The sequence below is a fragment of the Pseudomonas sp. FW300-N2F2 genome (genome assembly GCF_017351655.1).
Lineage (GTDB): Bacteria > Pseudomonadota > Gammaproteobacteria > Pseudomonadales > Pseudomonadaceae > Aquipseudomonas > Aquipseudomonas fluorescens_AA.
In genome coordinates, this window is the sequence record NZ_JACNDQ010000004.1 from 255,648 (window position 1) to 282,043 (window position 26,396).

Genomic DNA, 26,396 nt, shown 5'->3' on the forward strand with positions numbered 1-26,396 from the left:
AAAGGCATTCCCATTTGTGGATAGCACGCGCGCCATGTTGCACAGCTGAACTGTTGCTGGCTAGCGGCAGAGTGTTTCGGGCTTTTGCGTGACAGGTGAGGTTCAGCTTCAGCTGTGCAAGAGGGCCTGTTCGCTTTGGGCTGTAGGAAAGAGGAACAAGTTCTATCGGAAATGTTTCCCAAAACAACTGTGGGAGCGAGCTTGCTCGCGATAGCGGTGTGTCAGTCAGCATCAATAATGACTGATCGACCGCTATCGCGAGCAAGCTCGCTCCCACGGGGGCCTACATAAATCTCTAGATCGCCTCGAGCTTGGCATACCCCAGCATCAGCCACTTGCTGCCTTCGCTGAAGTTCACCTGCACCCGGGCCTGGGCACCGGCGCCTTCGAAGTTGAGGATCACGCCGTCGCCGAACACCGAGTGCCGCACGGTCTGGCCGAGGCTGAAGCCGGTTTCCGGGATGTCGCTGCCGCCGAACAGGCTGCTGCTTTGTTGCTGGCCGCCACCGAACGGTCGGCTGACACTGTTGGACAGCCGCACTTCCTGGATCAGGCCCTTCGGCACTTCACGTACGAAGCGCGACACCTTGTTGTAGGTCTCGCTGCCATACAGGCGTCGGGTTTCGGCGTAGGTCAGCACCAGATTCTGCATGGCCCGGGTGATACCAACGTAGGCCAGGCGTCGTTCTTCCTCCAGGCGTCCCGGTTCTTCCAGGCTCATCTTGTGGGGGAACAGGCCTTCTTCCATGCCCACGAGGAACACGTAGGGGAATTCCAGGCCCTTGGCGCTGTGCAGGGTCATCAGTTGGATGCTGTCTTCATGTTCGTCGGCCTGGGTGTCGCCGGCCTCCAGGGAGGCGTGACCCAGGAAGGCCGACAGTGGCGACAGGTCCTCGTCTTCTTCGGTGTTCTCGAAGTTGCGCGCGGCGCTGACCAGCTCCTCGAGGTTTTCCACCCGAGCCTGGCCTTTCTCGCCTTTTTCCGCTTCGTGGTAGGCGATCAGGCCGGACTGCTCGATGACGGTCTGGGTCATCAAGTGCAGAGGCATCTCCCCGCACTTGGCGGCCAGGTCTTCGATCAGGTCCATGAAGGCCTTCAGGGCGCCGGCGGCGCGACCGGTCACGCCTTTGTTGGCCACCAGTTGGCGCATGGCTTCCCACATGGACACGTGGCTGTGGCGCGCGTGATCGCGAATCGCTTCGACGGTTTTCTCGCCGATGCCTCGCGTCGGCACGTTGATCACCCGCTCCAGGGCCGCGTCGTTGCCGCGACCTTCGAGCAGGCGCAGGTAGGCCATGGCGTTCTTGATTTCAGCACGTTCGAAAAAGCGCTGGCCGCCATAGATGCGGTAGGGGATCCGTTCGCGCAGCAACGCTTCTTCCAGCACCCGCGATTGGGCGTTGGAACGGTACAGGATGGCAATGTCGCTGCGGGCCAGGCCGGTTTTCAGCGCGCTCTCGATGGTTTCCACCACGTAGCGGGCTTCATCGTGTTCGTTGAAGGCGGCGTAGAGGTTGATCGCCTCGCCTTCGCCGCCGTCGGTCCACAGTTCCTTGCCCAGGCGCCCGGTATTGTTGGCGATCAGGGCGTTGGCGGCCTTGAGGATGCCGGCGGTCGAGCGGTAGTTCTGTTCCAGGCGGATGACTTCGGCGTCAGGGAAGTCCGCCGAGTACTGGTGAATGTTCTCGATCTTGGCGCCGCGCCAGCCGTAGATCGACTGATCGTCGTCACCCACCACCATCAGGCTGTCGCCGCCCTTGGCGAGCAGGCGCAACCAGGCGTATTGCACGGCGTTGGTGTCCTGGAATTCGTCCACCAGTACATGCCGGAAGCGCTTCTGATAGTGGGCCAGCAGGCCTGGGTGGTCGCGCCACAGGTCCAGGGCCCGTAGCAGCAGCTCGGAAAAGTCGATCACCCCGGCACGCTGGCACGCCGCCTCGTAGGCTTCGTAGATGCTGCGCATGGTCGCCAGGAACAAGTCGCCGCTGGCCTGAATGTGCTGCGGGCGCAGGCCTTCGTCTTTCTGGCCGTTGATGAACCATTGGGCCTGGCGGGCCGGCCAGCGCTGTTCGTCCAGGCCCAGCTCGCGGATCACCCGCTTGACCAGGCGCTGCTGGTCGTCGCTGTCCAGGATCTGGAAGGTCTGGCTCAGCCCGGCCTCCTGCCAATGCGCCCGCAACAAGCGGTGCGCCAGGCCGTGGAAGGTGCCGACCCACATGCCGGCGGGATTGATGCCCATCAGTTGTTCGATGCGATGGCGCATCTCGGCCGCGGCCTTGTTGGTGAACGTCACCGACAGGATCGAATGGGGCGAGGCGTTCTCGACCTGGATCAACCAGGCGATACGGTGCACCAGCACTCGGGTTTTACCGGAGCCGGCACCGGCCAGGACCAACTGACGACCCACGGAGGCAGCTACGGCCTGACGTTGGGCATCGTTGAGGGAGTTCAGCAGAAGGGAGAGATCATCGCGCATCGGGGCATTCTAGGGTGCGGCGCCACCCCGGGCAAACCGAGCTTTGCATCAGCCGATAAAAGACCACTTGGTGATGACCGGCGGGTCACAGGCTACAGGCGTTGACGGGACTCGCTCGGGAGCGGCGCCACCCAATGAAATAGCGACTTTTTTCCTTGTTTTTATGAGCTGGGGCAGTGTGGGATGGCCCATGGCTTGTGTATGCTCGGTGCTCGTTTCGGGTTCTCCACGCTTGACTGAATAAGAACAAGAACAGTGCCAATGACCCTCAATTCCGATCCGGCGGGCCCCTGTGTGGAACCGCGGGTCATCTGCAAGCAGTACGCCACGGAGATGGCGGTCGAGCGAACACGTCTGTTGTATCAAGGCTCACTGCTGCCCACGCTGTTCATGCTGCTCAATGGTCTGGTCTGCGCCGCACTGTTATGGGAGCCGCGGCGCTATTTCCTGGTCAGCGTCTGGCTCGTCTGGTTGTTGTCGCTGGTGGCGCTGCGGGTGATCCAAGTGGCGGCTTTCGATTCGGCGATGCCAAGCCGCCAGGCGCACCCGATCTGGTTGCGCATGTTTTTGCTGGGCTCGGCGATGACCGGCCTGACGCTGGCCGGGGCCGGCATCGCGTTGGTCCCGGCCGACAGCTTCCAGCAGCAGGCCTGGGTGTTCGGGCTGATTGGCGCGGCGGTGCTGTCGGCCAGTGTGGCCTATGCCGTGAGCCTTCCAGCGTTCCTGTCCTTCACCTTGCCCTGCCTGTTACCGGCCATCGGTTATCTCTTCTGGGGCGGCGATGAGCAGCAACATGGGTGGGGCTGGCTGGGGCTGATTGTGCTGGTTTCCCTGAGCGTGGTGGCCTGGCAAGTCAATCGCTTGATCCAGAGTGGCATGCTGCGCCGCTTCCAGAACCAGGCCCTGATCGAGCATCTGCAGCAAACCCAAACCCGCAGTGCGTTGCTCAACGAGGCGCTGGCCCGGGAGGTCGAGCAACGTCGCTCGGCCGAGGAGAAACTGCGGGCGGCCCAGGTTGGCCTGGAGGCGCGGGTCGCGCAACGCAGCCTTGAGCTGGAGGTCGCCAGCCAGGCCCTGAGCAAGAGCGAGGCGCGTCTGGCCCTGGCCCTCAAGGCCAGTGAGCTGGGGTTGTGGGACTGGAACCTGCAGACTGACGAAGTCCATCACACCCAGCTCAAGGAGCTGTTCGGCCTGGAGCCCGAATACGTCACGGCGATGCTCAGCCACCTCACCCCGCGCCTGCACCCCCAGGACGTGCCGGCGCTCAAGCGGGCCCTGGTCGAACACCTCAAGGGTCGCAGCGAGGATTACCAGATCGAGTACCGTGTGCGTCACGGCGATGGTCACTGGGTCTGGATCGAAGACCGCGGCCGGGCCGTGGAGCGTAGCGCGAGCGGACGGGTGCTGCGCATGGTCGGCACCCGGCGCGACATCAGCGCCAGCAAGGAGCTCGAGCAGCAACGCCAGCTGGCGGCCACGGTGTTCGAAGCCGCCAGCGAAGGTATTGTGATTTTCGACCCCAGCTACCTGTTGCTCGCCGCCAATCAAGCGTTCACGCGGGTCACCGGTTTCAATATCGAGGACATGCTCGGGCGCAACGTGGTCGACCTGCCGTGCAGCCGCGATGCGCGCCGGCACTACTCCGTCATTCGCCAATCGCTCAAGCAGCACGGCACCTGGCAGGGTGAGTTGGTGGAGGCGCGGGCCAACGGCGAGCTGTATCCGCAGTGGCTGCAACTGAACGTCGTGCGCGATGCTCGGGGGAATGTCAGCCATATCGTGGGCTTCTTCGCCGATCTTTCGGCACGGCGCGAATCCGAAGAACGGATGCGTTACCTGACCCATTACGACGAATTGACTGGGTTGGCGAATCGCTCGCTGTTTCGCGAACGCCTGAACGAAGCGCATCAGCGGGTGCGCCAGGGTGGACGGCGCAGCCTGGCGTTGCTGCATATCAATCTGGACCGTTTCAAACTGCTCAACGACAGCCTCGGCCATGACATCGCCGACCAGTTGTTGCAGAAAATGGCGCGGCGCCTGATCAATGCGCTGCCCGAGGCGGATACCATCGCCCGGTTATCCGGCGATGAGTTTGCGGTGTTGTTCGATGCCTACGGCAACCTTTCAAGCCTGGCGCGGGTGGCGACCCGATTGGCCTCCAAGCTGCGCGTGCCGCTGACCATCGAGGGCCATGAGCTGGTGCTCAGCGCTTCCATCGGCATCAGCTTGTTGCCTGACAACACGCGGGAAATTGCCACGCTGGTCAGCCAGGCGAACATGGCCATGCAGCACGCCAAGCATTTGGGGGGCAACAACTTCCAGTTCTACACCGAGAGCCTCCAGGCCAGCACGCTGGAGCGCCTGCAACTGGAAAACCAACTGCGCAAGGCCTTGGAAGAGCAACAACTGACGGTCTTTTATCAGCCGAAACTGTGCCTGGCGACCGGTCGCCTGAACGCCGCCGAGGCGCTGGTGCGCTGGGATCATCCGGCCATGGGGCGGGTTCCGCCGGGGGATTTCATCGGCCTGGCCGAAGAGACCGGGTTGATCGGGCCGATTGGCGAGTTCGTGTTGCGCCAGGCCTGTTGGCAGGCGTGCGAATGGCAGCGCCAGGGGCTCGAGCCGATCAGGGTGTCGGTCAATCTGTCGGTGCATCAATTGCGCCAGGGCAAGCTGGTCAGCCTGGTGCGACAAGTGCTGGAAGAAACCGGTCTGGCGCCCCAGTACCTGGAGCTGGAGTTGACCGAGAGCCAGTTGCTCGACAGCGTCGAACACATCATCGCCACGTTCCAGCAATTGCGTGACCTTGGGGTCAAACTGGCGATCGACGATTTTGGCACCGGCTACTCATCCCTGAGCTACCTCAAACGTATCCCGGTGGACTACGTGAAGATCGACCAGGCATTCATTCGCGGGCTGGGCGAGGGCAGCGTGGATACCGCCATTACCCGGGCAATCATTGCAATGGCCCATGGGCTGTCGCTCAAGGTAGTGGCCGAAGGCGTCGAGCGGCAGGAGCAGCTCGATTTCCTCAGGAACGAGCGTTGCGATGAGGTGCAGGGGTATCTGATCAGTCGGCCAGTGGAAGCTGATGGGCTGGCCGGGTTGTTGCGGATGCAACACTTGGCTGAATGAGTCAGATCCTCGATTGGAACTTCCCGCCAGACGCTTTTAGTGTCTGGCGGGAAGTTATTAACATGCGCTTAGTTGGTCACGAGTACTTCATCAATGTGATGCAGCAACTGCCCTTCGAAAAAAATGCTCACGCCGGTGACATGAGACTCGCCGGGTACTTTGTATTCGACGACTTTGTCGGTTATGACCGGCAGCGAAACTTCAGTGGAAGATTCAAGTTTCAACTCCAGTCGCAGATCAAAGGACTTGTCCTGCATCGGGCTTCGTACCAGCGTTGGCGTAATGCCGGTGTGGGGTACGGTTACAGTGCCGAAGGTACGGAACGACGCGGCACCTGGCATGCGATCGATTTGTGCGGTCCAATCTTTGGTTGTGATTTTCATGGTAGTAACTCCTGTAGTTAAGTTGATTGCGTCCTGCGGGAGCCAATATATCGACTTTGACTTGATAGTGTCTGGAAAATCGAGATGGGTATTGTAAGAAGACGTTAGTTGCTGAGTGAGTTGTCAGGTTCTTCGTGGGTCATGTTATCGATGAGCGCTGGAGTATGTTGTTGGAGAAGTAGTCAGTAGTCAGTGATTGAACAGACGTTTTTTCCCCTGCCAGAGGTTCTGGTCGCATCTGGGGATCAGCGGATCGGCAGCGCAGAGGGTTGGCGCTAAGACCCAGGCTGCTACATCTGGCGATCCTCGGCCAAAACAAAGGGGCAGCGCGGCAATCCAGTTACGTTTTGGACGGGCAAAGCGCCAATTCTTGTAGTATAACTACAAGCTTGCTACATCCCGGCATTTGCCCATAACAAGAGTCCAGCCCCTTGAACCTGTTGCAACACATCGCCCAGTCACGCCACTTGCTGCGCAAGTCGGAGCTGAAAGTCGCCGATCACGTACTGCTTGATCCAGCGGCCGTGATGCATAGCTCCATGGCCGATCTTGCCCACAGCGTCGGCATCAGCGAACCGACCATCGTGCGCTTCTGCCGGGCCATTGGTTGCTCGGGTTTCCAGGACCTGAAACTCAAGCTGGCGCAAAGCCTGGCCGCTGGGGCGAGCTTCGGTCAGTTTGCGATCCATGAAGATGACTCGGTGGCGGACTACAGCCTGAAAATCTTCGACACCACCCTGCATACACTGATGGAGGTTCGCGAGAAGCTTGACCCGGTGGCGTTGCAAAAAGCCGTCACGGCCATGTCCCAGGCCCAGCGTGTCGAGTTCTATGGCTTCGGCGCTTCGGGCGCGGTGGCGGCCGATGCCCAGCACAAGTTCTTCCGGTTGCTGCTCACGGCGGCAGCCTATTCCGACCCGCACATGCAAGCCATGTCAGCGGTGACGTTGAAACCCACCGATGTGGCGATCTGCATTTCCCAGTCGGGGCGCTCCAAGGATTTGCTGATCACCGCGAACCTGGTGCGTGAAAGCGGTGCCTCGCTGATCACCTTGTGCCCGAGCCAGACGCCACTGGCGGAGCTGTCCACAGTGAACCTGGCCATCGACGTGCATGAAGACACCGAGATCTACACGCCGCTGACCTCGCGCATCGCCCATCTGGTGGTGATCGACGTCTTGGCAATGGGCGTCGCCATGGCCCGTGGCCCGAGCCTGGTCAACCACCTCAAGAGCGTGAAGCGCAGCCTTCGCAGCCTGCGGCTGTCGCCCAAGTCGGTGAAGGCGCTGGACGACTAAAGTCCCGAGCTTTGGGTTGAGGGGCTTTTGTGGCGAGGGAGCTTGCTCCCGCTGGGTTGCGAAGCGACCCCCAACGCTTATCCAGACACGCCGCATTGGCAGGTTTGCGACTGCTGCGCAGCCGAGCGGGAGCAAGCTCCCTCGCCACAGGGTGTCATCCGCCCGAATTCATCGTTCTGTAACCCCCGCGCCGCCAAACGGTCATCGCGCGCCTTCATCGTGAAACTCCCGTATACGTCTTGGGAGTCTCGACATGACCCAGTCCTACGAAGAACGCAGCGCCGTCAAAACCCGTCGTCAGCAGGAAGATCAGCGCCGCATGGCGTTCCGTCGCGCCATCGAAGACCGCTATGAGCAGCGCCAGCTCCTGGCCGAGATCAGCGAATTTCCTGACGCGGCAGAATTCAATTACTGGCAGGCATCGTCGGCGGTTTCCCGTCGAAACGCTCAACCAGGCCAATGATCTGAGCGCGCTCGCCGCGCACGAACGCCAGGAAGGCGTGGGCCACCGGTGACAGGCGCTTGGCCCTGGCCTGCACCAGGCACCAACTGCGGTACAGCGGCAACTCCTCCACCGGCAGCTCGATGAGTGCGCCGGACGACAGCTCCCGGCTCACGGCGTGGCGCGTCAACAGCGCCACGCCCAGCCCGGCCACCACGCATTCGCGCTGGGCCTCCGCCGACGCCACTTCCAGCGTCTGGGTGAAATGCACCCGTTTCTCCTTGAAGTATTCTTCGCAGGCCAGTCGCGTGCCGGACCCCGGTTCGCGCAACAGCAGCGTGTAGGGCTCCAGGTCCTGCAACCGCAGCGGACCCAGGTGGCTCAGCGGATGATCGGGCGGCGCCACGGCGACGATCGGATTGTTGAGGAAGGGCAGAAACTCCAGGCCCATGTCCTGGGGCACCATGGACATGATCACCAGGTCGTCACGGTTGTCCGAGAGGCGGCGGATGACCTGGCCGCGATTGACCACCGTGAGGTTCAGATTGACCTCCGGATGCTGGCGCTTGAACGCGGCGAACAGGTGCGGGACGAAGTACTTGGCGCTGGACTCCACCGCCAGCTTCAATTGGCCTTGCAGCGACCCCTGCATGTCCGAGAGCTGCATATCGAGGTTTTCCAGGCGCCCGAAGATGTCTCGGCTGGCACGTTGCAGGGCTTCGGCGGCTTCGGTCATGTAGAGTTTCTTGCCGACATACTCGAACAGCGGCTGGCCAATCAGCTCTTCCAGGGATCGAATCTGTAGGCTAACGGCCGGTTGTGTGAGAGACATTTCGTCGGCTGCACGGCTGTAAGACCTCAGGTCGCACACCTCGTTGAAAATCTGCAATTGACGCAATGTCATACGCATCAATGACTTACGCATTTTCTAAGCACTCTGGGGTGGGGCGGGTAACACAACTATAAGTCTTTGCTTATGCATGACCCAATAATTATTCATTTTTGTTAATCCACAGCCAGGACTAGTGTGGAGCTGCGACCAATTGTTACATCTGGTCACGCGTCGGCCTGGACCTCAGGCCGTGGTATCACCGGCTCAAGGGAACCTCCAATTGATAACAAAGATCCTGATCGCCAACCGTGGTGAGATTGCCGTCCGCATCGTGCGCGCTTGCGCCGAGATGGGCATTCGCTCGGTCGCGGTCTACTCCGACGCGGACCGTCATGCGTTGCATGTCAAGCGTGCGGACGAGGCCCACAGCATCGGCGCCGATCCGCTGGCCGGCTACCTCAACCCGCGCAAACTGGTGAACCTGGCGGTGGAAACCGGCTGCGATGCCTTGCACCCCGGTTACGGTTTCCTTTCGGAAAACGCCGAACTGGCGGACATCTGCGCTGAACGCGGCATCAAATTCATTGGCCCGTCGGCGGAAGTCATTCGCCGCATGGGCGACAAGACCGAAGCGCGCCGCAGCATGATCAAGGCCGGTGTGCCGGTCACGCCAGGCACCGAAGGCAACGTATCGGGCATTGAAGAAGCGCTGACCGAAGGTGATCGGATCGGTTACCCGGTGATGCTCAAGGCCACGTCTGGCGGCGGCGGTCGCGGTATCCGTCGCTGCAACAGTCGTGAAGAACTCGAACAAGCCTTCCCCCGGGTCATCTCCGAAGCCACCAAGGCATTCGGTTCGGCGGAAGTGTTCCTGGAAAAATGCATCGTCAACCCCAAGCACATCGAAGCGCAGATCCTGGGGGACAGTTTCGGCAACGTGGTGCACCTGTTCGAGCGTGATTGCTCGATCCAGCGCCGCAACCAGAAGCTGATCGAAATCGCCCCGAGCCCGCAATTGACCCCCGAGCAGCGCGCCTACATCGGCGACCTGTCGGTGCGCGCGGCCAAGGCCGTGGGCTACGAGAATGCCGGCACCGTGGAGTTCCTGCTCGCCGAAGGCGAGGTGTACTTCATGGAAATGAACACTCGGGTGCAGGTGGAACACACCATCACCGAAGAAATCACCGGTATCGACATCGTTCGCGAACAGATCCGCATCGCTTCCGGGCTGCCACTGTCGGTCAAGCAGGAAGACATCCTGCACCGGGGTTTCGCGTTGCAGTTCCGTATCAACGCCGAGGACCCGAAAAACAACTTCCTGCCCAGCTTCGGCAAGATCACCCGCTACTACGCCCCGGGCGGCCCGGGTGTGCGCACCGACACGGCGATCTACACCGGCTACACCATTCCGCCGTTCTACGATTCGATGTGCCTGAAACTGGTGGTCTGGGCGTTGACCTGGGAAGAAGCGATGGACCGTGGCCTGCGAGCCCTGGATGACATGCGCCTGCAGGGGGTCAAGACCACTGCCGCGTATTACCAGGAGATCCTGCGCAATCCGGAATTCCGCAGCGGCCAGTTCAATACCAGCTTCGTTGAAAGCCACCCTGAACTGACCAACTACTCGATCAAGCGCAAACCCGAAGAGCTGGCCCTGGCCATCGCCGCCGCCATTGCCGCCCACGCAGGCCTGTAAGGAAAGTATGACCATGTCCAAGAAGATCTTTGTTACCGACACAATCCTGCGCGACGCCCACCAATCGCTGCTCGCCACCCGCATGCGCACCGAAGACATGCTGCCTATCTGCGACAAGCTCGACAAAGTCGGCTATTGGTCGCTGGAAGTCTGGGGCGGCGCGACATTCGACGCCTGCGTGCGCTTCCTCAAGGAAGACCCGTGGGAGCGCCTGCGCCAACTGCGCGCGGCGCTGCCCAACACTCGCTTGCAGATGCTCCTGCGCGGCCAGAACCTGCTGGGCTACCGTCATTACAGCGATGATGTGGTCAGGGCGTTCGTGGCCAAGGCCGCCGTCAACGGCATCGACGTGTTCCGTATTTTCGATGCGATGAACGACGTGCGTAACCTGCGGGTCGCCATCGAAGCGGTGAAGGCCGCCGGCAAGCACGCCCAGGGCACCATCGCCTACACCACCAGCCCGGTGCACACCATCGAGGCGTTCGTGGCCCAGGCCAAGCAGATGGAATCCATGGGTTGCGACTCGGTGGCGATCAAGGACATGGCCGGCCTGCTGACCCCGTATGCCACTGGCGAACTGGTGAAGGCGCTGAAGGCCGAGCAATCGTTGCCGGTGTTCATCCATTCCCACGACACCGCCGGCCTGGCCGCCATGTGCCAGCTCAAGGCCATCGAAAACGGTGCCGATCACATTGACACCGCGATCTCCAGCTTCGCCTGGGGCACCAGCCATCCGGGCACCGAATCGATGGTCGCGGCCCTTAAAGGCAGTGAGTTCGACACGGGGCTGGACCTGGAGCTGTTGCAGGAAATCGGCCTGTACTTCTACGCCGTGCGCAAGAAGTACCACCAGTTCGAAAGCGAGTTCACCGCCGTGGACACCCGCGTCCAGGTCAACCAGGTACCGGGCGGGATGATCTCCAACCTCGCCAACCAGTTGAAAGAGCAGGGCGCACTGAACCGGATGAACGAAGTGCTGGCGGAGATCCCGCGGGTGCGCGAAGACCTCGGCTTCCCGCCGCTGGTGACCCCGACCTCGCAGATCGTCGGCACCCAGGCGTTCTTCAACGTGTTGGCTGGTGAGCGCTACAAGACCATCACCAACGAAGTGAAGCTCTACCTGCAGGGCGGCTACGGCAAGGCGCCGGGTTCGGTGAGTGAAAAGCTGCGTCGCCAGGCCATCGGCAGCGAAGAGGTGATCGACGTGCGTCCGGCCGATTTGCTCAAGCCGGAAATGACCAAGCTGCGTGGCGAAATCGGTGCGCTGGCCAAGTCCGAAGAGGACGTGCTGACCTATGCCATGTTCCCGGACATCGGTCGCAAGTTCCTCGAAGAACGCGACGCCGGCACCCTGACCCCGGAAGTGCTGCTGCCGATCCCCGAGGCGGGCAGCGTCAGCTCCGCGGGCGGCGAAGGTGTGCCGACCGAGTTCGTCATCGACGTTCACGGGGAAACCTACCGCGTCGACATCACCGGTGTGGGCGTCAAGGCCGAAGGCAAGCGTCACTTCTACCTGTCCATCGATGGCATGCCGGAAGAGGTCGTGTTCGAACCGCTCAATGAGTTTGTCAGCGGCGGCAGCAGCAAGCGCAAGCAAGCCACTGCGCCGGGCCATGTCAGCACCACCATGCCGGGCAACATCGTCGATGTCCTGGTCAAGGAGGGCGACGTGGTGAAGGCCGGCCAAGCGGTGCTGATCACCGAAGCCATGAAGATGGAAACCGAAGTGCAGGCGGCCATCGCCGGCAAGGTCACTGCCATTCATGTGGCCAAGGGCGACCGGGTCAACCCGGGCGAGATCCTGATCGAGATCGAAGGCTGACTGAACAGCCTCGATACAACGTTTTAACCTCGGGGGGGCATGTGCTCCCCTTTTTTTTTGCCTGGCTTTGCGCGGTCCCCCTGTGGGAGCGAGCTTGCTCGCGAAAGAGGTGTGACCGCCAGCAAAAATGTTGAATGTGCCGACGCTTTCGCGAGCAAGCTCGCTCCCACAGGGGATGGTGGTGTCTGCCCAAAATGAGTCAGAACATCATCCGCCACTGCCCCATCAGCGCGCTGTTGCGATTGTCCTGGCCGGTTTCACCCTGGTAGCTCACCCCCAAGGTGTGTCGTGGCGAAACGGCCAGGTCCAGGCCGGCTTCCAGGAGCAAGCTGTCCCGGTCCAGCTCGATGCCCTCGACGGTATAGGGCTTGCCGCCGTCGACCAGACGTTGACGAGAACTGCCTCGGACGTCGCCATAGAGGTGTTTCCAGCCGACATTCAGGCGCGGCGTCAACCGCGCTCCCTGGTCAAGAACGAAGGGGCGGGCGAGGTGCAGGCCCAGTTCGCTGGTGTAGTGGTCTTGGGTCTGGCTCTCGAACCGCAGCGCCGCGTCGCCACCTTTCTCCGTGAAGTGATCGCGTTGGTAGCGCTGGTAACCCAACTGGACATAGGGCTCGATATCGAAATGCCCGACGTCCAGGTTGTAGCCGACTTGCCCGAAGACCTGTTGCGTGTTGGCGTCGTAACGACCTTTGAGTCGATCGCTGAAACCGTTGAAAGCCACGTGGCGCTTGGTGCTGCCGTCGTGATCGCCATACACCGCGCCCAGGCGTAGCGCCAGCGGCCCATCCTGGCGCAAGGCATAGGCGCCGACATGCCAACTGTCGAGCCGGCCATCGAATCGATGACCGTCCAGCCGCGTCTCGCTCTTGGCGCCAATGACCCCCAGGCGCCAAGTCGGGTTGATCGCCCAGTCGGTTCCCAGCAGCAAACCTGTTGTCGAATGCTTTAGCGCGGAGTCGTCCAGATGCTTACCGATACGGCCACTGTTGCCGATGGCCTGGACCCAGACCTGCCCATTGCCATGGGCGCTCTGCGAAGTGTTCTGGCCCATGGCCGCGAGTATCCCGGTGCTGATGGGAACGACACTGCTCAGCGTGGCGTTGCCCAGGTCGGCTGTGTCGTATCCGCTCAACTGGTCGAGGGCATCGGCGGCGGTGACCAGGTTGCTGCCGAGCAGGGCGTTGATGGCGGCGTTGGGCTTGGGGCCCGGTTGGGTGGTTTGCGCTTGGCTGGCGGGGGTAGGCGTGGCGCTGGCGATTTTTGCGGGTTCCGCGGGCTTGGGTGTGACGTGATGGGGTTGCAGCTCGGTGGCAGGCGGTTGTGGGGCTGTTGCCGTGACGACGGTTTCTGGGGCTGGCGCCAGGATGCTGGCTGCAAGTGCCTGGCCGCTATCAGTGGTCGCGGCCTGTTCGAGCGGGACATTGTTACGTGTGTAGGTCAGGCCGACCTGTTTTCCTGTGGTGTAGTCCACTGTAGCCGTCATGTACGCAAGGTCATTGACGATCTTCCCGAATTCCCCCTCGACCGTATCCGCGTCGATCACGATGTGCCTGCTCGTGTCGATGTATTCGCCCGGTACGGCTGCGATTTTCAAGATGGCATTGTCCAGGGTGGCGGTGCCGCCGACCTTGATCGTGGCGCTGTCTTTCTTTGCGTCGACGCCATAGACCAGCGTCGCGCCCTTGGAAAACCTGAGGTCGTTGACCACTGACGGGGCGCCCATATCAGGACCGACTTCCATCGAGCCCGCCACGTCCAGCGCGTCGACCGTTCCGCTGCCGCTGAACCTGGCCTTTTTCCCCACGAAGACCGGCCCGGTGACGAAGCCCTGGTTAGCGAACTCACCCAGAACGTGAACCGCGCCACCGATACGGCCGGTGTTGATCAATTTGGCGTTCGAATCAATCAGGCTGCGGCTGTCGAAGTCCTTGCCGTTCGACCATTCGCCTCGCTTCAAATACACATCCTGGATATTGCGTATCTCGCCTAACTCGCCGCCCTTGGCGATCTCCAGTTGCAAGACATTGGCACCGCCACCACCGTCGGTGAGCCCGACGAGTTCGCCTTGCCTGCTGACAAGCACCAGATCGTCGCCGTCGTCCTGCGACAGCGGCATTTCCTGGGCGTTGATGACCCGCTTGATATTGATGCCCGGCGTAGCTGCGAACGCCTTGAGGCGAGCCTGCATTTCGGCGGTTGTTTCGAATGGACGGGGTGGCCCGTCAACGGACTGCGCCATCGAAACCTCGACACAACCAAGTGCCAAGGCAATTGCCAGCGCGAGATGCTGGGGCAGAAACAGGTGCTGGGTAGGCATCGAATGGAACCTCTGATGGAAGAGGTCGCACTTTAAAAATTTCACCTGGGCGGCGATGCCAGCCACTTTCTCGCCGTGGGCAAGATTCGGCGGATGAAATCTGTAGGCTGCTCATGCTGCGATCAGCGTGGCGGTTCGTTGGCTTTCATGGTTCGAAGCTTTGCCTTACAGCCCGCACGGACCTTTCTATTTGACCGGCGTTTGACGGAGCAATGTCCCAACACCCGGCACCTCGCCTAGGCTCGGTGTGCCTGGTTAGGAATGAACGCGTATCTCCTGTGGGAGCGAGCTTGCTCGCGATAGCGGTGAGGCAGCTTGCGATGATGTTGGCTGTGCCGACGTCATCGCGAGCAAGCTCGCTCCCACAGGGTTTTGTACCGTGCCGTGTGGGTGAGTCATACCGGCAACTCTGGCAACAGCTCAGCGGTTATTCAGATACGCCTTCCCATAATGCCGCTCCATCCGCGCCTGGATCAGCTCCAGCGCAATGGACATCAACCAGTAAATGATCGCCGCCGTGGTGAGCATTTCGATGTAGCGATAGCTGGAACGACCATAGGACTGCGCCAGGAACATCACCTCCCAGACCCCCATCACCGAGATCAGCGAAGAGTCCTTGAGCATCGAGATGAATTGGTTGGTGGTCGGCGGGATGATGGTGCGCATGGCCTGGGGCAGGGTGACGCGCCAGAAGATCACGGTTTCGCTCAGGCCCAGGGCGAGGGAGGCTTCGCGTTGGCCGTTGGGGACGCCGAGGATGCCGGCGCGGAAGATTTCGCTCAGGTAGGCGCCGTAGTTCAGCGACAGGGCGATGATCCCGGCGGCGATGGCGCCCGGGACCACGCCCAGTTGGGGCAGGCCCAGGTAGATCAGCAGGATCTGGATCAGCAGCGGCGTGCCGCGAAAGAACGACGCGTAGAAACTGGCGATGCCGAACGCCACCGCGCTGCTGGACAGCCGCGCCAGGGCGGTGATGAAGCCCAGCAATGACGAGGCGACGATCGAGCACAGGCACAGGAACAACGTCAGCACCGCACCCTGCAAAAAGCCATTGGGCGCCAGGTGCACACCCAACAGGTTCGGCAGTTTGTCGAGGATGATGGAGAACTTCAGGTCGAAGCTCAGGAAGAAGCTCGCGAACAGCACCAGCATGGCCGCCCAAGTCAAATACAGCCGGGTGCGAAAACCGAAGATTTTTTGCAGGCGTGACTCAGCCACCGATGGCGGTGGCTGAGGGGGTGGAAAAGAAGTCATTGGGTGATGTCGGCGCCGATCCATTTTTGCGAGAGTTTGCTCAAGGTGCCGTCCTGTTTCAACTGGGCGAAGACTTCACGCACTTTGCTGTCCCATTGGGCGTCGCCTTTTTCGATGGCCACCGAGTTCGGTTCGGAATAGAGCGGCTCGCCGGCCAGCTTGAAGCGCTTGTCTTCGGTCAGGCGCGGCTGCGCCGTCACCAGGTTGGTCAGCACCGCGTCCAGGCGCACCCCGGCGCCCAGGCCCAGGTCCTGGAACGCCACGTTGTCGGTGTCGTACGGGGCGATCTGCACGTCCTCGAACGGGTAGCTCAGTTGGGTATCCTCGGCACCTTCGATCACCAGGTTCTTGTTCAGGTAGCTTTCGTAGCTGGAGGCGCTAGTGAGGCCGACTTTCTTGCCGCTCAAGTCCTTGGCGCCGTGGATACGGTCGTCCTTGGCGTTGACCACGATCACCGCGGGCGAAGCGTAGTACTGCACCGGGAAGTCGAACACTTCGGCGCGGGCCTTGCTCGGCGTCATGGAGCAGATGCAGATGTCATAGCGCCCGCTCCAGTGACCGGCCGCGATCACGTCCCAGGACGGCGTCTCCAGGCGCAGCTTCACCCCCAGTTTCTGCGCCACGGCCTTGGCCACGTCGACGTCGAATCCGTCGAGTTGGTTCTGATCGTTGAGGAACGAGAAGGGCGGATAGCTTTCCATCAACACGCCGACCAGTTCTTTTTTCTGTTCGATGCGATCCAGCGTGGCACCGGCAAACACTTGCGAAGAGGCGGCCAGCAGCGTCAGGCCCAGGGCCAGCAATGGTTGTCGTTTCATGTGAGGGCCCTGTTAGAAAAATAAGTTGTAGTTCTCTGAATGGTGCGTATTAAATAGTTATAAGAACAACTCCGGTAGTGAGTATTTTTCATAAGCTTATGAGTGAATCGCATATGGGCGCAGCAACGACAGTCATTCTCGATGGCGGCATGGGCCGCGAACTGCAACGCCGGGGCGCGCCGTTCCGCCAGCCCGAGTGGTCGGCCCTGGCCTTGAGCGAAGCGCCCCAGGCGGTTGAAGCCGTGCACGCGGCCTACATCGCCAGCGGCGCCAACGTGATCACCAGCAACAGCTATGCGGTGGTGCCGTTCCATATTGGCGAAGCGCGTTTCGCCGCCGAAGGCCAGGCCCTGGCCGCATTGGCTGGCGAGTTGGCGCAACGGGCGGTGCAGGCCTCAGGCAAAGCGGTGCGCGTGGCCGGGTCGCTGCCGCCGCTGTTCGGTTCCTATCGGCCGGATCTGTTCGATGCTTCCCGCGCCAGTGAACTGTTGGCGCCCCTGGTAAACGGCTTGGCCCCCCACATCGATTTGTGGCTGGCCGAGACCCAAAGCTCGACCGTTGAAGCGCGGGCGATCCACGCCGGGTTGCCGAAGGACGGCAAGCCGTTCTGGCTGTCGTTCACCCTGAAAGACGAAGACACCGATGAAGTGCCGCGCCTGCGCTCCGGCGAACCGGTGGCAGACGCCGCGGCAGTGGCGGCCGAACTGGGCGTCGAAGTGCTGCTGTTCAACTGCAGCCAGCCGGAAGTGATCGGCGCGGCGATTGACGCTGCCCGCGATACCTTCGAGCGCCTGGGCGTGGCGATCCACATCGGCGCCTACGCCAACGCCTTTCCGCCGCAACCCAAAGAAGCGACCGCCAACGACGGGTTGGACCCGCTGCGCGAAGACCTCGATCCACCGGGTTATCTGCAATGGGCGGCGGACTGGCGCAAGCGCGGGGCCAGCCATTTGGGCGGCTGCTGCGGGATCGGGCCGGAGCATATTGCGGTATTGGCACAGCAACTGGGTTGAGCCGTCTGGCGATGTCGGCAGATGAATGAATCAATCGTCAAAACGATGCAAAGCTTGTGGGAGCAAAGCTTGCTCGCGAGTGGATAAGTCAGTCGACACCGGTACTGGCTCGTGCCCAGCAATCGCGAGCAAGCTTTGCTCCCACGGGGCTGTGGCTTAGCTGAGCGACATCCGCGATTACGTTTTTCGTTGAATGACGTAGCCAAGCCATACATATGTATGCCGTTTCGGGTCGAACGGCGCGATAGGGTCCGGACTCTTCAATCAGAACCGGACCATTCAGATGGCTACTTTCTCCAAAGGCGACCCGGCCAACGCCGTCGTCCCCCAGGGCGAACCGCTCAGCGCCCAGGCAAGGGTGCAACTCAGGCAACTGGAGTTGCTGGACACCAACCAGATTCAACTCACCCGGTTGTTTGCAGGCCTTCCCACGTTCGACGGGGTGCTTGGGAACCTGCTGGTCAGCCTGCTCAAGGCGAAGATTCCCGCCGACAGATTCCGCCCATCGCTGCTCGCGGATATCGATCCGGATAACTGCTACGTGAACCGCTTCACCACGGACCAGGCCGGTGGCCGCACCCTGACGTCCTCGGAGCGTTTCACCGATGTCCTGCACAACGGTTTGCTCAGCGACACCGCGCCTGACTTCACGAACGGTGGCGTCGGCTTCTTCACCCGTCCGGACTCGCTGGAGGAGGCCGACAATGTATTCGCCCGGCAACCGGACGCGCAGATGCTACGGGCCTTGGAGTCGGTGTTCCATTTTCCCCGGCCCACCGCGAACGAACGGGTAATACGTCAGTTCCGTGACGAACTGGCGCGCTTTCGCCTGGGCAAGAACCGGGGCGACGCCAGCGAGGCGACCGCACCGTCCACGGCTGAAGCGGTCCTCGCCCAATTGCTTTCCCAACGATTCCTGCACCTGTTCAACTTGTATAAAGCGGATCGGGATCCTGCCGCTCCACTCAGCCAAGCCGCGCGAATCCAGCAGGCCGATGACGATCGCCTGCTGGACCTCATCACCACCCATCCTTCCCAGGCTGACAGGAACCGGCTGCTACGGGCGCCCATTCCCCATGTCTATGCCGTCCTGCTCGACCAGGGCATGGCCTCGCCGCGGAAATGGCCCGCGGCGATGGTGATCAAGTTCACCGACAGGCAGTCGCTGTTCCTGTACTCCCTGGAGCACGGGCTGCAGCGATTTCGTTCATTCCAGGATCTGGTCGCTCACGTGCGGCCCAGCGTCCAGGGCCAGGAACGCACGATCCTGGATATCTCCATGGAGCTGTCCGGGCATGTCTTTGAAGTGGCGTCGGCGGACCTGTTGCAGAGCCAAAGCGCTGCGCTGGACAGGGCCCTGAATGCGCCAGGCAACGAAACCCTCGCCGTGCGCGTGTTCGCTCAACGAGCCGAAGACGCCTTGGGTTTACCCATGTTGTCCTTGGCCGGGCCACTGGCGACTCGTCAGGAAAACCTGGCGGAGAATCGTCGCCCCGGCTTCTACAAAATGGCGACGTTTGCCGAGCAGGTCCGCTATCGCCGTCTGGAAGGGCAGGTATTCCAGGCGGTCTATGCACTGGGCAGCGATATTCCGACGCTGGTGCAATTCACTCACCAGAAGATCAGGCAATACCTGCAGCGAACCATCCATCCGCGCCTGGACCTGGATCCTGACCGAACCATGATCCGGTTTTCCTTCGGTGATGCAGCCAACCCGAGACAGTCGCGGGTCAGCAGCCTGACCCAGTTGATGCTCGATAACCTGCGCCCGCCGCAGTACCCCAACGCCATGCGCGAAGTGCTGGCGGTCCAGCTGGTCGATAAACATGGACAACGCGTGCGTCACCCGGCGAGCGGTTTTCTGATCACCTTGACGGGCGGTGAGCTGGCGAGGATGGCGTCGAGCATCGATGCCGGTGGCAACTACGAAATTCTGCTTCGCGAGCAAATGAACCAGCCTCGATACAAGGCTGCTTGGCAGACCGCCTACCGCGCCAGTCTGGAGTTCAAAGGCTACGAGGCGGTGCTCAAGGGCGACGAAGTGTTCAAGGCCACTGTGATCGATGAAGTGTGCGACCCACCCAAATCGCAAAAGCTGGTCGCGCAATGGCTGGAAGCGGTCTTGCAAGCGCCCAGCGCTGCGAAACGTGCGCTGGTAGGTGGGCGCAGGGTGCACGTCCATGGCCTGCTGCTGGGCGGAACCGTCGGTTTGCAACGTGGCACCATGGGCAACGCGGTCACCATTGACGGCGCGCTGATCCTTTCAGACCAGAGCGGGCCGGACATCAAGGGGGCCGTGGGCGTTTACTTCCCGGACAGTCCTCATGGCAATGACCTTCACGAATTCGCCGACCTGAGCGATGGCGTCACAGGGTTGCTGCAAGAGCAAGAGTGGCGAGCGTATTTCCGCTCGCGCATTTCGACCCTCGACCAGGAGGAGATCAAGCGTGCGCTGGGCCAGCACCGCGGTCGGCCACTGATCCGTGGCTATCTGCTCAACGGCGATGTACTTGAAGAGCTTCACCGGGCCCACGTCAATTTCCACAGTGCCTACGCGGACCACCGCTCCAACAGCAACCGCGATATCGGCCTGCAAACCGCGGCGCGGATCGTGATGATGGTGGTGGAGATCGTCATGGACCTGGCCGGCCTGCTGCTGATTCCCGGGTTCCAGCTGCTCACGCGTGCCATCCGCACGGGCCTGTTGGTGGTCAAGACCGGCGGGGTTCCGACGGACCTGGCAACGCTGGTATTCGTCCATCGGGTGGCAAACACCCGCACCACGACAGGCTTCGGCGGCGTGAGCGTCAACTTGCGAGGGCAGGCCTCATTCCGGGCAATAACGGCGCAGCAGAGCCAGGCTGAAGCATCGATCGGATTGCCCCTGGAGGAGGCGCTTTATCGCCGCTATGCCGTGGCGGATACCACGCTGATCCAGAGCCTGCCAGCCGATGCCCAGGGCTTCTATCGACCGGTGATTACCGATGGCGCCACCGGCAGCGTGACCCGGCCTGTGTTCGTACGCCAACCTGATGGGACGGTGTTCCGGGTCCACGACAACACGCCGATCAGGGCTACCGAGGCCAACATCGTCGACCCTGTCACGGGGGTGAACATTCGCTCCAGTGGCGTGATGCGCAGCACCGTGGCGCGCGCGCCCGATGGTGAGTGGCGTGCCGTAGGGTTTGGCATGGGCGGGGGCAAACGGTCGCAGCCAGGTTCCCCTGAAGCGGGCCCGTCGGCACCCAAGCGACCGGCCACATCGTTGCTTCGCGCCGTTTCCGACCTGATCCGTACGCCCAACCAATGGGACGTAGAGATCATGGATCTGGTGCCGTCCGTCATCACCCGCCTTCCGAATTGGCCGCAGAACCGCAGTCTGTTGATCATCGATCAAAGGCGCGGGCACCAGGACTGGTCCGTACGCTTTACGCCGGGACAGGATGAAGTCGGCTATCCGATGCGCACCCATCCGCTTAGATCGAGCACCGACGTGGTGCTGCTGCGCACGGGTGAAAACCACTACACGTTGATGCTGGATCAGGATAATGAAGTCTTGTTCCCGGCCGACGGCAATTGCTTCTTCAACGCGGTCGCCCGGGGCCTGAACGAGGGGCCGGTGCAACGAAGATTCACGATGCAGCGACTGCGCAATGACATTGCCGACTATATCGACCAGCATCCGGAGATGGGGAACTACCTGGTGGCGCAGCCCACTGCGATGCAACAGGCACTGGCTTACAACGCCCCGGCGCTGGAAAATTTGTTGGGCGAGTCGGCGGTATTGGACCTGACGCAAATCGTCTTTGGGTCGCCCAATCCCCAGGGTCTGTTTCAACCGGTCTTGAACCGCCTGAATCAGTATGCCCTGGACATGGGGCGCCGCTACTTGAATCAGGCCGAAGGCGCCAACCTGCCACCGGAGATGCTGCGCCTGATCGGCAGCTATCTGTCGCCGCGCACGCCCGTTCGCCTGCCATTGAGCAGCACGCCTTTTTACTCGTTGAAAGATCAAGCACTGCGAACCTTCTTCGAGGACACGTTGTTGGGACCGGTCCTGCACCAGGAGGTCACCGAACTGCTCAACAATGAGTATTTGATGCTGTCCCAGGACGTGCTCCATATCATGCTCGAGTACGGCGTCCGGGCCCGGGAGCTGACCGATCACCACCCCAAGAACCAGCTGGGCTATGTTGCGTACGACCAGGCCTTGCATGGTCACCTCAGCTACGAGCAAATGGAGGAGCTGCTCAATGGCGCGCTTCTGGTGGAAAGCGACGATCTGGCAAAAGTGAAGACGCGATACGAGCGCGAGACCGGCGATGTCATGGACGACGCTTCGGACCTGTTGGATCAGTTTATCTATTACGACCGGGCTGAAGACCTGGTCGATCTGTTGACCGTTGTCCTTGGGCGTTACCCGATCTTGCTGCGGCGGGCCAATATCCTGCTGCAGTCTCCGGTGATTGCTTCCAACCTGGGCGGGCTGCTGCCCTTGAATGTCGTTTCGCAATGGATACGCACCCCGGCGTTGTCCGATGCGCGCCTGCAGGTGATTGCCGAGTATGCCGGCAGCCGGTATCAGGAAGTGGCGAACCGGGGCCGCATTGATATCGATTGGATGCGGCGGTTCAATGACCGGAACCTGCGTCGCCTGTTCAATCAGCGCTCTGCAGTGTCGAACTTCTTCACCTTTCTTGGCGGTACCCGGTATGTCGAGGACAGTGACATGGCGGCGATCGCCAGGCTGTTCAGCGTTGCCGGTGGGCCCGTTCCCAATAGCCGGATCGCCATCGTGCTCGATACGCTGGATATATGGGGCTCTCTACAGAATATGCCCGGTATCACGCTCCAGAGCGCCAGGGGCATCTGGGAAGACCTGATGGGGCCGCAGTTCACCGACGACAACATCCGCTTCGCCCTCGGGCGGGCGGGTTCGCTAAGTTCCGAGGCGGCGTTTACCCAAGCCTTGATCGACAGCCTGGTCGAGGAAGAAGCCCTGGCGCACCAGCTGATCATGGACGCGTACGTCGTGACCCGAAGACAGGCCCAGCACTTTCTCCACAACTTTCAATTCACTAACCATCGTGCCGATCACAGCCGGTTGAACCTGGCTCGCTATGTGAATATCAATGGCGAGATACCACAATGGGCATGGCCCTACGCCCGCCCCGGGGTAAGCGACGAAACGCTCGCAGGGTTCCTGGAGCGCAGGAAGCCGTCCAAGCCGAAGTAGCGCGTCCTGATCGATCGCCAGCGCGAAGCGGTTCGCGCTGGCGATCATCCGTCACTTAAACCTATGCGCGGCATTGCGCCAGGCTGCGCACCTGTCCGCCGTCGCGCTGATTGGCCTCGCTCAACCACTGCTCGAACCCGGCGCCAATGGCGGGCCACTCCGAATCCAGCATCGAATACCACGCGGTGTCACGGTTCTGGCCCTTGACCACCATGTGCTGGCGGAACACACCCTCGAACGTGAACCCCAGCCGCTCGGCGGCGTATTTGGAGCGAGCGTTGCCGTTGTTGCACTTCCACTCCAGCCGGCGGTAACCCAGGGCGAAAGACTCCTTGGCCAGCAGGTAGACCGCCTCGGTGCTTTTCGGCGAGCGCTGCATCGGTGCGCCGAAGGTCACGTGGCCGATCTCGATGCGACCCTGGGCCGGGACGATGGACATCAGGCTGAGAATGCCCTGCACCTCGCCGCTGGCGCGGTCGATCACGCTGAAGAAATACGGGTCGGTGTTGGCGGCGTGGTTGTTCAGCCAGGCATCGAACGCGCCGCGATCCTTGAACGGGCCATAGGGCAAGTAATCCCAGAGCTTCGGGTCGGCCCCGGGGCCTTCGAGGGCTTGCCAGAGGCCGTCGGCATGCCGCGCCGGATCGAGTTTTTCCAGGCGGATGAAACGCCCTTCGAGCAACTGCGCAGACGGCGCCGGGACACCTTTCCAATCAGCGAGTGAAGACGACATGGGGTGCTCCTTAAAGGGCTTTGCGAAATTGAATGAAGCCTGGGCGCTCGGCGATGCGCTCGTACAGCTGGATCGCCGTGGCGTTGGTTTCGTGGGTCAACCAGTGCACCTTGCAGCAGCCATCGGCCTTGGCGGTGGTGTAGACGAATTCGATGAGCTGGCGACCCACCCCGGTGCCACGGCTCTGTTCTGTCACCAGCAGGTCTTGCAGGTAGCAGGAGTTTTCGATGCTCCAGTTCGAGCGATGGTAGATGAAATGTACCAGGCCGACTGCCGTGTCGCCGTTCCAGGCGAGGGCGCCGTGGGTGGGCTCGCGGTCGTCGAGCAAGCGCTGCCAGGTGCTTTGGCTGACCGCCTCCGGCAGCTCGGTGTTGTAGAAACGCAGGTAGGCCTGCCACAGCGGCAACCACGCGGCGTGATCGTTGGCGCTGACGAGGCGGATTTCAATCTGGCTCATGTTCACTCCTTGGACGATGGATCAGGCATCAGCCGCGCGAGCGTCTGGTCCTGCGGGTCGGGGCTGGCGGCAAGGCCGTTGCGTACCCCGGCGACATCCGCGAGGCTGCGGTTCTGGCTGAGCTTGCGCTTGCCTTCCAGGCGCTGGATGGGCAGGGCGAAGCCGACGATGGCCTTGAGCATGCTGTCGATGTACTCCGGCGGTGCATCGTCGATTCTCCACGGCTGCTCGCGAGCGGTTTCGTGGCGGTCGGTGAGGGCGCCGACCAGGTTGCGCAGGCGCTGCGCATCGCTGAACACCTCAGCGCTGCCGTAGGCGTGTACGGCCACGTAGTTCCAGGTCGGCACGACCTTGCCGTGTTCGGCCTTGCTCGGGTAGAAACCCGGGCTGACGTAGGCCTCGGCACCGGCGAATATCACCAGGGCCTCGGCGCCGGCTTCCAAGTCGCGCCATTGTGGATTGGCCCGGGCCATGTGCCCGTAAAGGGTGCCGTTCGGCCCCTGTTGCGTGTCCAGCAACAGGGGCAGATGGCTGGCCTGCAAACCGTGTTCACCGTGGGTAACGAGCACGGCCAAGCGGCAATCGCCCATCATCTGGTGCAATTGGGGCAAGTCTTCGACGGCAAAGGCTTTGGGGTTGTACATGATGATTTTCCTTGGCGAATGCGAGCATCCTAGGCAGGCTATTGGTCTGTTGTAAGAGCCACTTCCGGCCAATTCGATAGGTCCATTCGTGAGGGCTGCCATGCACAACGTCGTGCCGCCACTGTCGTTCAACCCCGCAGGCATCGAACTGGACCGCCGCCAGGGGCTCAGCCGCCAGCTTTACCAGGCGTTGCGCGCCCGGGTGCTGGACGGACGCCTGGCCAGCGGCACGCGCCTGCCGGCCAGCCGTGACCTGGCGGCGGCCTTGTCGATCTCGCGCAACAGCGTGGTGCGGGCCTACGACCAGCTCTACGCCGAAGGTTTCATCGAAGGGCGGGTAGGGGACGGTACTTACGTGGCGAAACTGTCCTCGACGACCCTGCCGCTGAAAAACATATCCACAAAAGTATCCACAGGGTTTTCAACAGGCTTACCCACAGCCTTATCCACAGATTGGCTCGATTTGCCTGTGGTTCCATCCAGTAAAGTTATCCACAGCGATGGGTTGAATCGTGTCGAAAACCACCATTTACCCCAGCCGCCCAGTGGCCCGCCGCGAGCATTCAGGGTCGGTGTGCCGGCGTTCGATCTGTTCCCTTTCGACGTCTGGGCCAAGCTGAACGCGGCTTTCTGGCGCAAGCCGGATCTGCAACAGTTGTGTTATGGCGACCCCCAAGGGGATGCGCGCTTGCGCGGGCTGATCGCCGCTTACCTGCGCAGCTCCCGGGGGCTGCACTGCACGGCTGAACAAATTGTGATCACCAGTGGCGCACAGCAGGGCATCAGCCTTTGTGCACAGCTGCTGGTGGACCCGGGCGACGTCGTGGCGGTGGAAAATCCCGGCTATCGCGCGGCCGGGCATGCGTTCGCCGTCGCCGGTGCCGACGTCAGAGGCGTGCCGGTCGATGGTGATGGCCTGGATTGCACGGCGCTCGGTGGGTTGAGCCATTGCCGGCTGGCCTACGTCACCCCGTCCCATCAATACCCGACCGGGGTGGTCATGAGCCTGCCCCGGCGCCTGGAACTGCTGGCCTGGGCCGAACGCAACAACGGCTGGATCGTCGAGGACGACTACGATGGCGAGTACCGCTACAGCGGCGCGCCCCTGGCGCCCTTGGCGGCATTGGATCGCCAGGGGAGGGTGCTCTACGTCGGTACGTTCGGCAAAGTGGCGTTCCCGGCCCTGCGCCTGGGCTACCTAGTGCTGCCGCCGGGCCTGGTCAACGCCTTCGCCCGGCGTCGCGCCGTGGACGTACGCCATTCCGAAGTCAGCACCCAGGCCGTGATGGCCGAGTTCATGGCCGCCGGGCATTTCCAGCGCCACATCCGGCGCATGCGTCGGGCCGCGCTGGTCCGACGAGACGCGCTGCTGGCGGGTTGGCCCAAAGACATCCCGGGGGTTGGCACCTTGCCGACCGTCGTGGCCGGGCTGCATGTCACGGTGCCGGTGGACAGCCTCGCCCGGGAACGCGAACTGATCGCCCAGGCGACGGCGGCGGGGGTCGAAGTCAATGGTTTGAGCAGCTACTGGTTGCCCAGCACCACCACGCCTATCCACGGCGGGTTGGTGCTGGGATTCGCCGCAGTCCCGCCCACGGCGATCGCGACCGCGTTGGCGAGCCTGGCCCAAGCCTGGAGGCTCTGACGCCCCGGGTGCATGACCGTAATACGGTTCACTTAAGGCAATCGACAAACCCGTGGCGAGGGAGCTTGCTCCCGTTGGGCCGCGAAGCGGTCCCAAAACCTGCCAAATGCGCAGCATCAGACACACCGCACCCGCCGGTTTACGACTGCTTCGCAGCCGAGCGGGAGCAAGCTCCCTCGCCACAGGTCCATC

The 26,396-nt window shown here is 61.9% G+C and carries 17 protein-coding genes; 8 read left to right on the forward strand and 9 right to left on the reverse strand.

Going from position 1 to position 26,396, the window contains the following annotated elements; genetic code table 11:
• Positions 1 to 295 precede the first annotated feature (295 nt).
• Positions 296 to 2,476, reverse strand: a complete 2,181-nt coding sequence (gene uvrD, locus J4E63_RS27830; RefSeq protein ID WP_207283928.1) for a DNA helicase II — start codon at positions 2,474 to 2,476, stop codon at positions 296 to 298.
• A 261-nt stretch (positions 2,477 to 2,737) separates the two neighbouring features.
• On the opposite strand from uvrD, the gene J4E63_RS27835 reads away from it, so the two are divergent.
• Entirely contained in the window at positions 2,738 to 5,611 is a 2,874-nt protein-coding gene (locus tag J4E63_RS27835) for a bifunctional diguanylate cyclase/phosphodiesterase (RefSeq protein WP_207283929.1), read from the forward strand.
• Positions 5,612 to 5,679: 68 nt separating this feature from the next.
• Here the strand turns inward: J4E63_RS27835 and J4E63_RS27840 are convergent, their stop codons facing one another.
• Entirely contained in the window at positions 5,680 to 5,994 is a 315-nt protein-coding gene (locus tag J4E63_RS27840; protein ID WP_207283930.1) for a hypothetical protein, read from the reverse strand.
• A 431-nt stretch (positions 5,995 to 6,425) separates the two neighbouring features.
• Here J4E63_RS27840 and hexR point away from each other — a divergent pair, with 431 nt between their 5' ends.
• Together hexR and J4E63_RS27850 are read left to right on the forward strand one after the other, a co-directional pair.
• Positions 6,426 to 7,292, forward strand: coding sequence for a transcriptional regulator HexR (hexR, locus tag J4E63_RS27845; protein ID WP_003187110.1), 867 nt, complete (start codon positions 6,426 to 6,428; stop codon positions 7,290 to 7,292).
• Between the two features lie 253 nt (positions 7,293 to 7,545).
• Positions 7,546 to 7,755 carry a PA3496 family putative envelope integrity protein gene (locus J4E63_RS27850; RefSeq protein WP_060739970.1) on the forward strand — a complete coding sequence of 70 codons (210 nt, stop codon included), beginning with the start codon at positions 7,546 to 7,548 and terminating at the stop codon, positions 7,753 to 7,755.
• Here the strand turns inward: J4E63_RS27850 and J4E63_RS27855 are convergent.
• Positions 7,697 to 8,659, reverse strand: a complete 963-nt coding sequence (locus J4E63_RS27855; RefSeq protein WP_060739971.1) for a LysR family transcriptional regulator — start codon at positions 8,657 to 8,659, stop codon at positions 7,697 to 7,699. The genes J4E63_RS27850 and J4E63_RS27855 overlap by 59 nt on opposite strands.
• A 187-nt stretch (positions 8,660 to 8,846) precedes the next feature.
• Here J4E63_RS27855 and J4E63_RS27860 point away from each other — a divergent pair, with 187 nt between their 5' ends.
• Entirely contained in the window at positions 8,847 to 10,262 is a 1,416-nt protein-coding gene (locus tag J4E63_RS27860; protein ID WP_025216234.1) for an acetyl-CoA carboxylase biotin carboxylase subunit, read from the forward strand.
• A 13-nt stretch (positions 10,263 to 10,275) separates the two neighbouring features.
• Positions 10,276 to 12,084, forward strand: coding sequence for a sodium-extruding oxaloacetate decarboxylase subunit alpha (oadA, locus tag J4E63_RS27865; RefSeq protein ID WP_207283931.1), 1,809 nt, complete (start codon positions 10,276 to 10,278; stop codon positions 12,082 to 12,084).
• A 199-nt stretch (positions 12,085 to 12,283) separates the two neighbouring features.
• Here oadA and J4E63_RS27870 read toward each other — a convergent pair whose 3' ends face one another.
• The 3 genes from J4E63_RS27870 to J4E63_RS27880 all read right to left on the reverse strand — a co-directional run bounded on the left by J4E63_RS27870 (position 12,284) and on the right by J4E63_RS27880 (position 16,476).
• Entirely contained in the window at positions 12,284 to 14,326 is a 2,043-nt protein-coding gene (locus tag J4E63_RS27870; protein ID WP_310650719.1) for an autotransporter domain-containing protein, read from the reverse strand.
• A gap of 498 nt (positions 14,327 to 14,824) precedes the next feature.
• Complete coding sequence (locus J4E63_RS27875; protein WP_060739974.1) at positions 14,825 to 15,658, reverse strand: amino acid ABC transporter permease; 834 nt, start codon at positions 15,656 to 15,658, stop codon at positions 14,825 to 14,827.
• The gene (locus J4E63_RS27880) at positions 15,655 to 16,476 is read right to left on the reverse strand and encodes an ABC transporter substrate-binding protein (RefSeq protein WP_207283933.1); all 822 of its coding nucleotides are present in this window, start codon (positions 16,474 to 16,476) and stop codon (positions 15,655 to 15,657) included. The genes J4E63_RS27875 and J4E63_RS27880 overlap by 4 nt, the downstream gene beginning before the upstream one ends.
• Positions 16,477 to 16,589: 113 nt before the next feature.
• Between J4E63_RS27880 and J4E63_RS27885 the strand changes: the two genes are divergently transcribed.
• Entirely contained in the window at positions 16,590 to 17,489 is a 900-nt protein-coding gene (locus tag J4E63_RS27885) for a homocysteine S-methyltransferase family protein (protein WP_207283934.1), read from the forward strand.
• A gap of 283 nt (positions 17,490 to 17,772) precedes the next feature.
• Positions 17,773 to 22,725: an OTU domain-containing protein gene (locus tag J4E63_RS31015; RefSeq protein ID WP_259334260.1), complete on the forward strand. Its 4,953-nt coding sequence runs from the start codon at positions 17,773 to 17,775 to the stop codon at positions 22,723 to 22,725.
• Between the two features lie 61 nt (positions 22,726 to 22,786).
• Here J4E63_RS31015 and J4E63_RS27895 read toward each other — a convergent pair whose 3' ends face one another.
• The 3 genes from J4E63_RS27895 to J4E63_RS27905 are packed head-to-tail and all read right to left on the reverse strand — an operon-like array spanning position 22,787 to position 24,559.
• Positions 22,787 to 23,458 carry a GNAT family N-acetyltransferase gene (locus J4E63_RS27895; RefSeq protein WP_060739977.1) on the reverse strand — a complete coding sequence of 224 codons (672 nt, stop codon included), beginning with the start codon at positions 23,456 to 23,458 and terminating at the stop codon, positions 22,787 to 22,789.
• Positions 23,459 to 23,468: 10 nt separating this feature from the next.
• The gene (locus J4E63_RS27900) at positions 23,469 to 23,915 is read right to left on the reverse strand and encodes a GNAT family N-acetyltransferase (protein ID WP_207283935.1); all 447 of its coding nucleotides are present in this window, start codon (positions 23,913 to 23,915) and stop codon (positions 23,469 to 23,471) included.
• 2 nt (positions 23,916 to 23,917) lie between these two features.
• Positions 23,918 to 24,559 (reverse strand): FMN-binding negative transcriptional regulator, encoded by a 642-nt coding sequence (locus J4E63_RS27905; RefSeq protein WP_207283936.1) that lies wholly within the window; start codon positions 24,557 to 24,559, stop codon positions 23,918 to 23,920.
• A 100-nt stretch (positions 24,560 to 24,659) separates the two neighbouring features.
• Between J4E63_RS27905 and J4E63_RS27910 the strand changes: the two genes are divergently transcribed.
• Positions 24,660 to 26,204 (forward strand): PLP-dependent aminotransferase family protein, encoded by a 1,545-nt coding sequence (locus J4E63_RS27910; RefSeq protein WP_207283937.1) that lies wholly within the window; start codon positions 24,660 to 24,662, stop codon positions 26,202 to 26,204.
• Positions 26,205 to 26,396 lie beyond the last annotated feature (192 nt).

What these genes read in the sequence shown, in the direction of transcription:
- J4E63_RS27840 (WP_207283930.1), bottom strand. Translation starts at nt 5,994, where the DNA reads ATGAAAATCACAACCAAAGATTGGACCGCACAAATCGATCGCATGCCA.
- J4E63_RS31015 (WP_259334260.1), top strand. Translation starts at nt 17,773, where the DNA reads ATGGCTACTTTCTCCAAAGGCGACCCGGCCAACGCCGTCGTCCCCCAG.
- J4E63_RS27900 (WP_207283935.1), bottom strand. Translation starts at nt 23,915, where the DNA reads ATGAGCCAGATTGAAATCCGCCTCGTCAGCGCCAACGATCACGCCGCG.
- J4E63_RS27870 (WP_310650719.1), bottom strand. Translation starts at nt 14,326, where the DNA reads ATGGCGCAGTCCGTTGACGGGCCACCCCGTCCATTCGAAACAACCGCC.
- J4E63_RS27855 (WP_060739971.1), bottom strand. Translation starts at nt 8,659, where the DNA reads ATGCGTAAGTCATTGATGCGTATGACATTGCGTCAATTGCAGATTTTC.
- oadA (WP_207283931.1), top strand. Translation starts at nt 10,276, where the DNA reads ATGTCCAAGAAGATCTTTGTTACCGACACAATCCTGCGCGACGCCCAC.
- J4E63_RS27850 (WP_060739970.1), top strand. Translation starts at nt 7,546, where the DNA reads ATGACCCAGTCCTACGAAGAACGCAGCGCCGTCAAAACCCGTCGTCAG.
- J4E63_RS27875 (WP_060739974.1), bottom strand. Translation starts at nt 15,658, where the DNA reads ATGACTTCTTTTCCACCCCCTCAGCCACCGCCATCGGTGGCTGAGTCA.
- uvrD (WP_207283928.1), bottom strand. Translation starts at nt 2,476, where the DNA reads ATGCGCGATGATCTCTCCCTTCTGCTGAACTCCCTCAACGATGCCCAA.
- J4E63_RS27910 (WP_207283937.1), top strand. Translation starts at nt 24,660, where the DNA reads ATGCACAACGTCGTGCCGCCACTGTCGTTCAACCCCGCAGGCATCGAA.
- J4E63_RS27880 (WP_207283933.1), bottom strand. Translation starts at nt 16,476, where the DNA reads ATGAAACGACAACCATTGCTGGCCCTGGGCCTGACGCTGCTGGCCGCC.
- J4E63_RS27905 (WP_207283936.1), bottom strand. Translation starts at nt 24,559, where the DNA reads ATGTACAACCCCAAAGCCTTTGCCGTCGAAGACTTGCCCCAATTGCAC.
- J4E63_RS27895 (WP_060739977.1), bottom strand. Translation starts at nt 23,458, where the DNA reads ATGTCGTCTTCACTCGCTGATTGGAAAGGTGTCCCGGCGCCGTCTGCG.
- J4E63_RS27885 (WP_207283934.1), top strand. Translation starts at nt 16,590, where the DNA reads ATGGGCGCAGCAACGACAGTCATTCTCGATGGCGGCATGGGCCGCGAA.
- J4E63_RS27835 (WP_207283929.1), top strand. Translation starts at nt 2,738, where the DNA reads ATGACCCTCAATTCCGATCCGGCGGGCCCCTGTGTGGAACCGCGGGTC.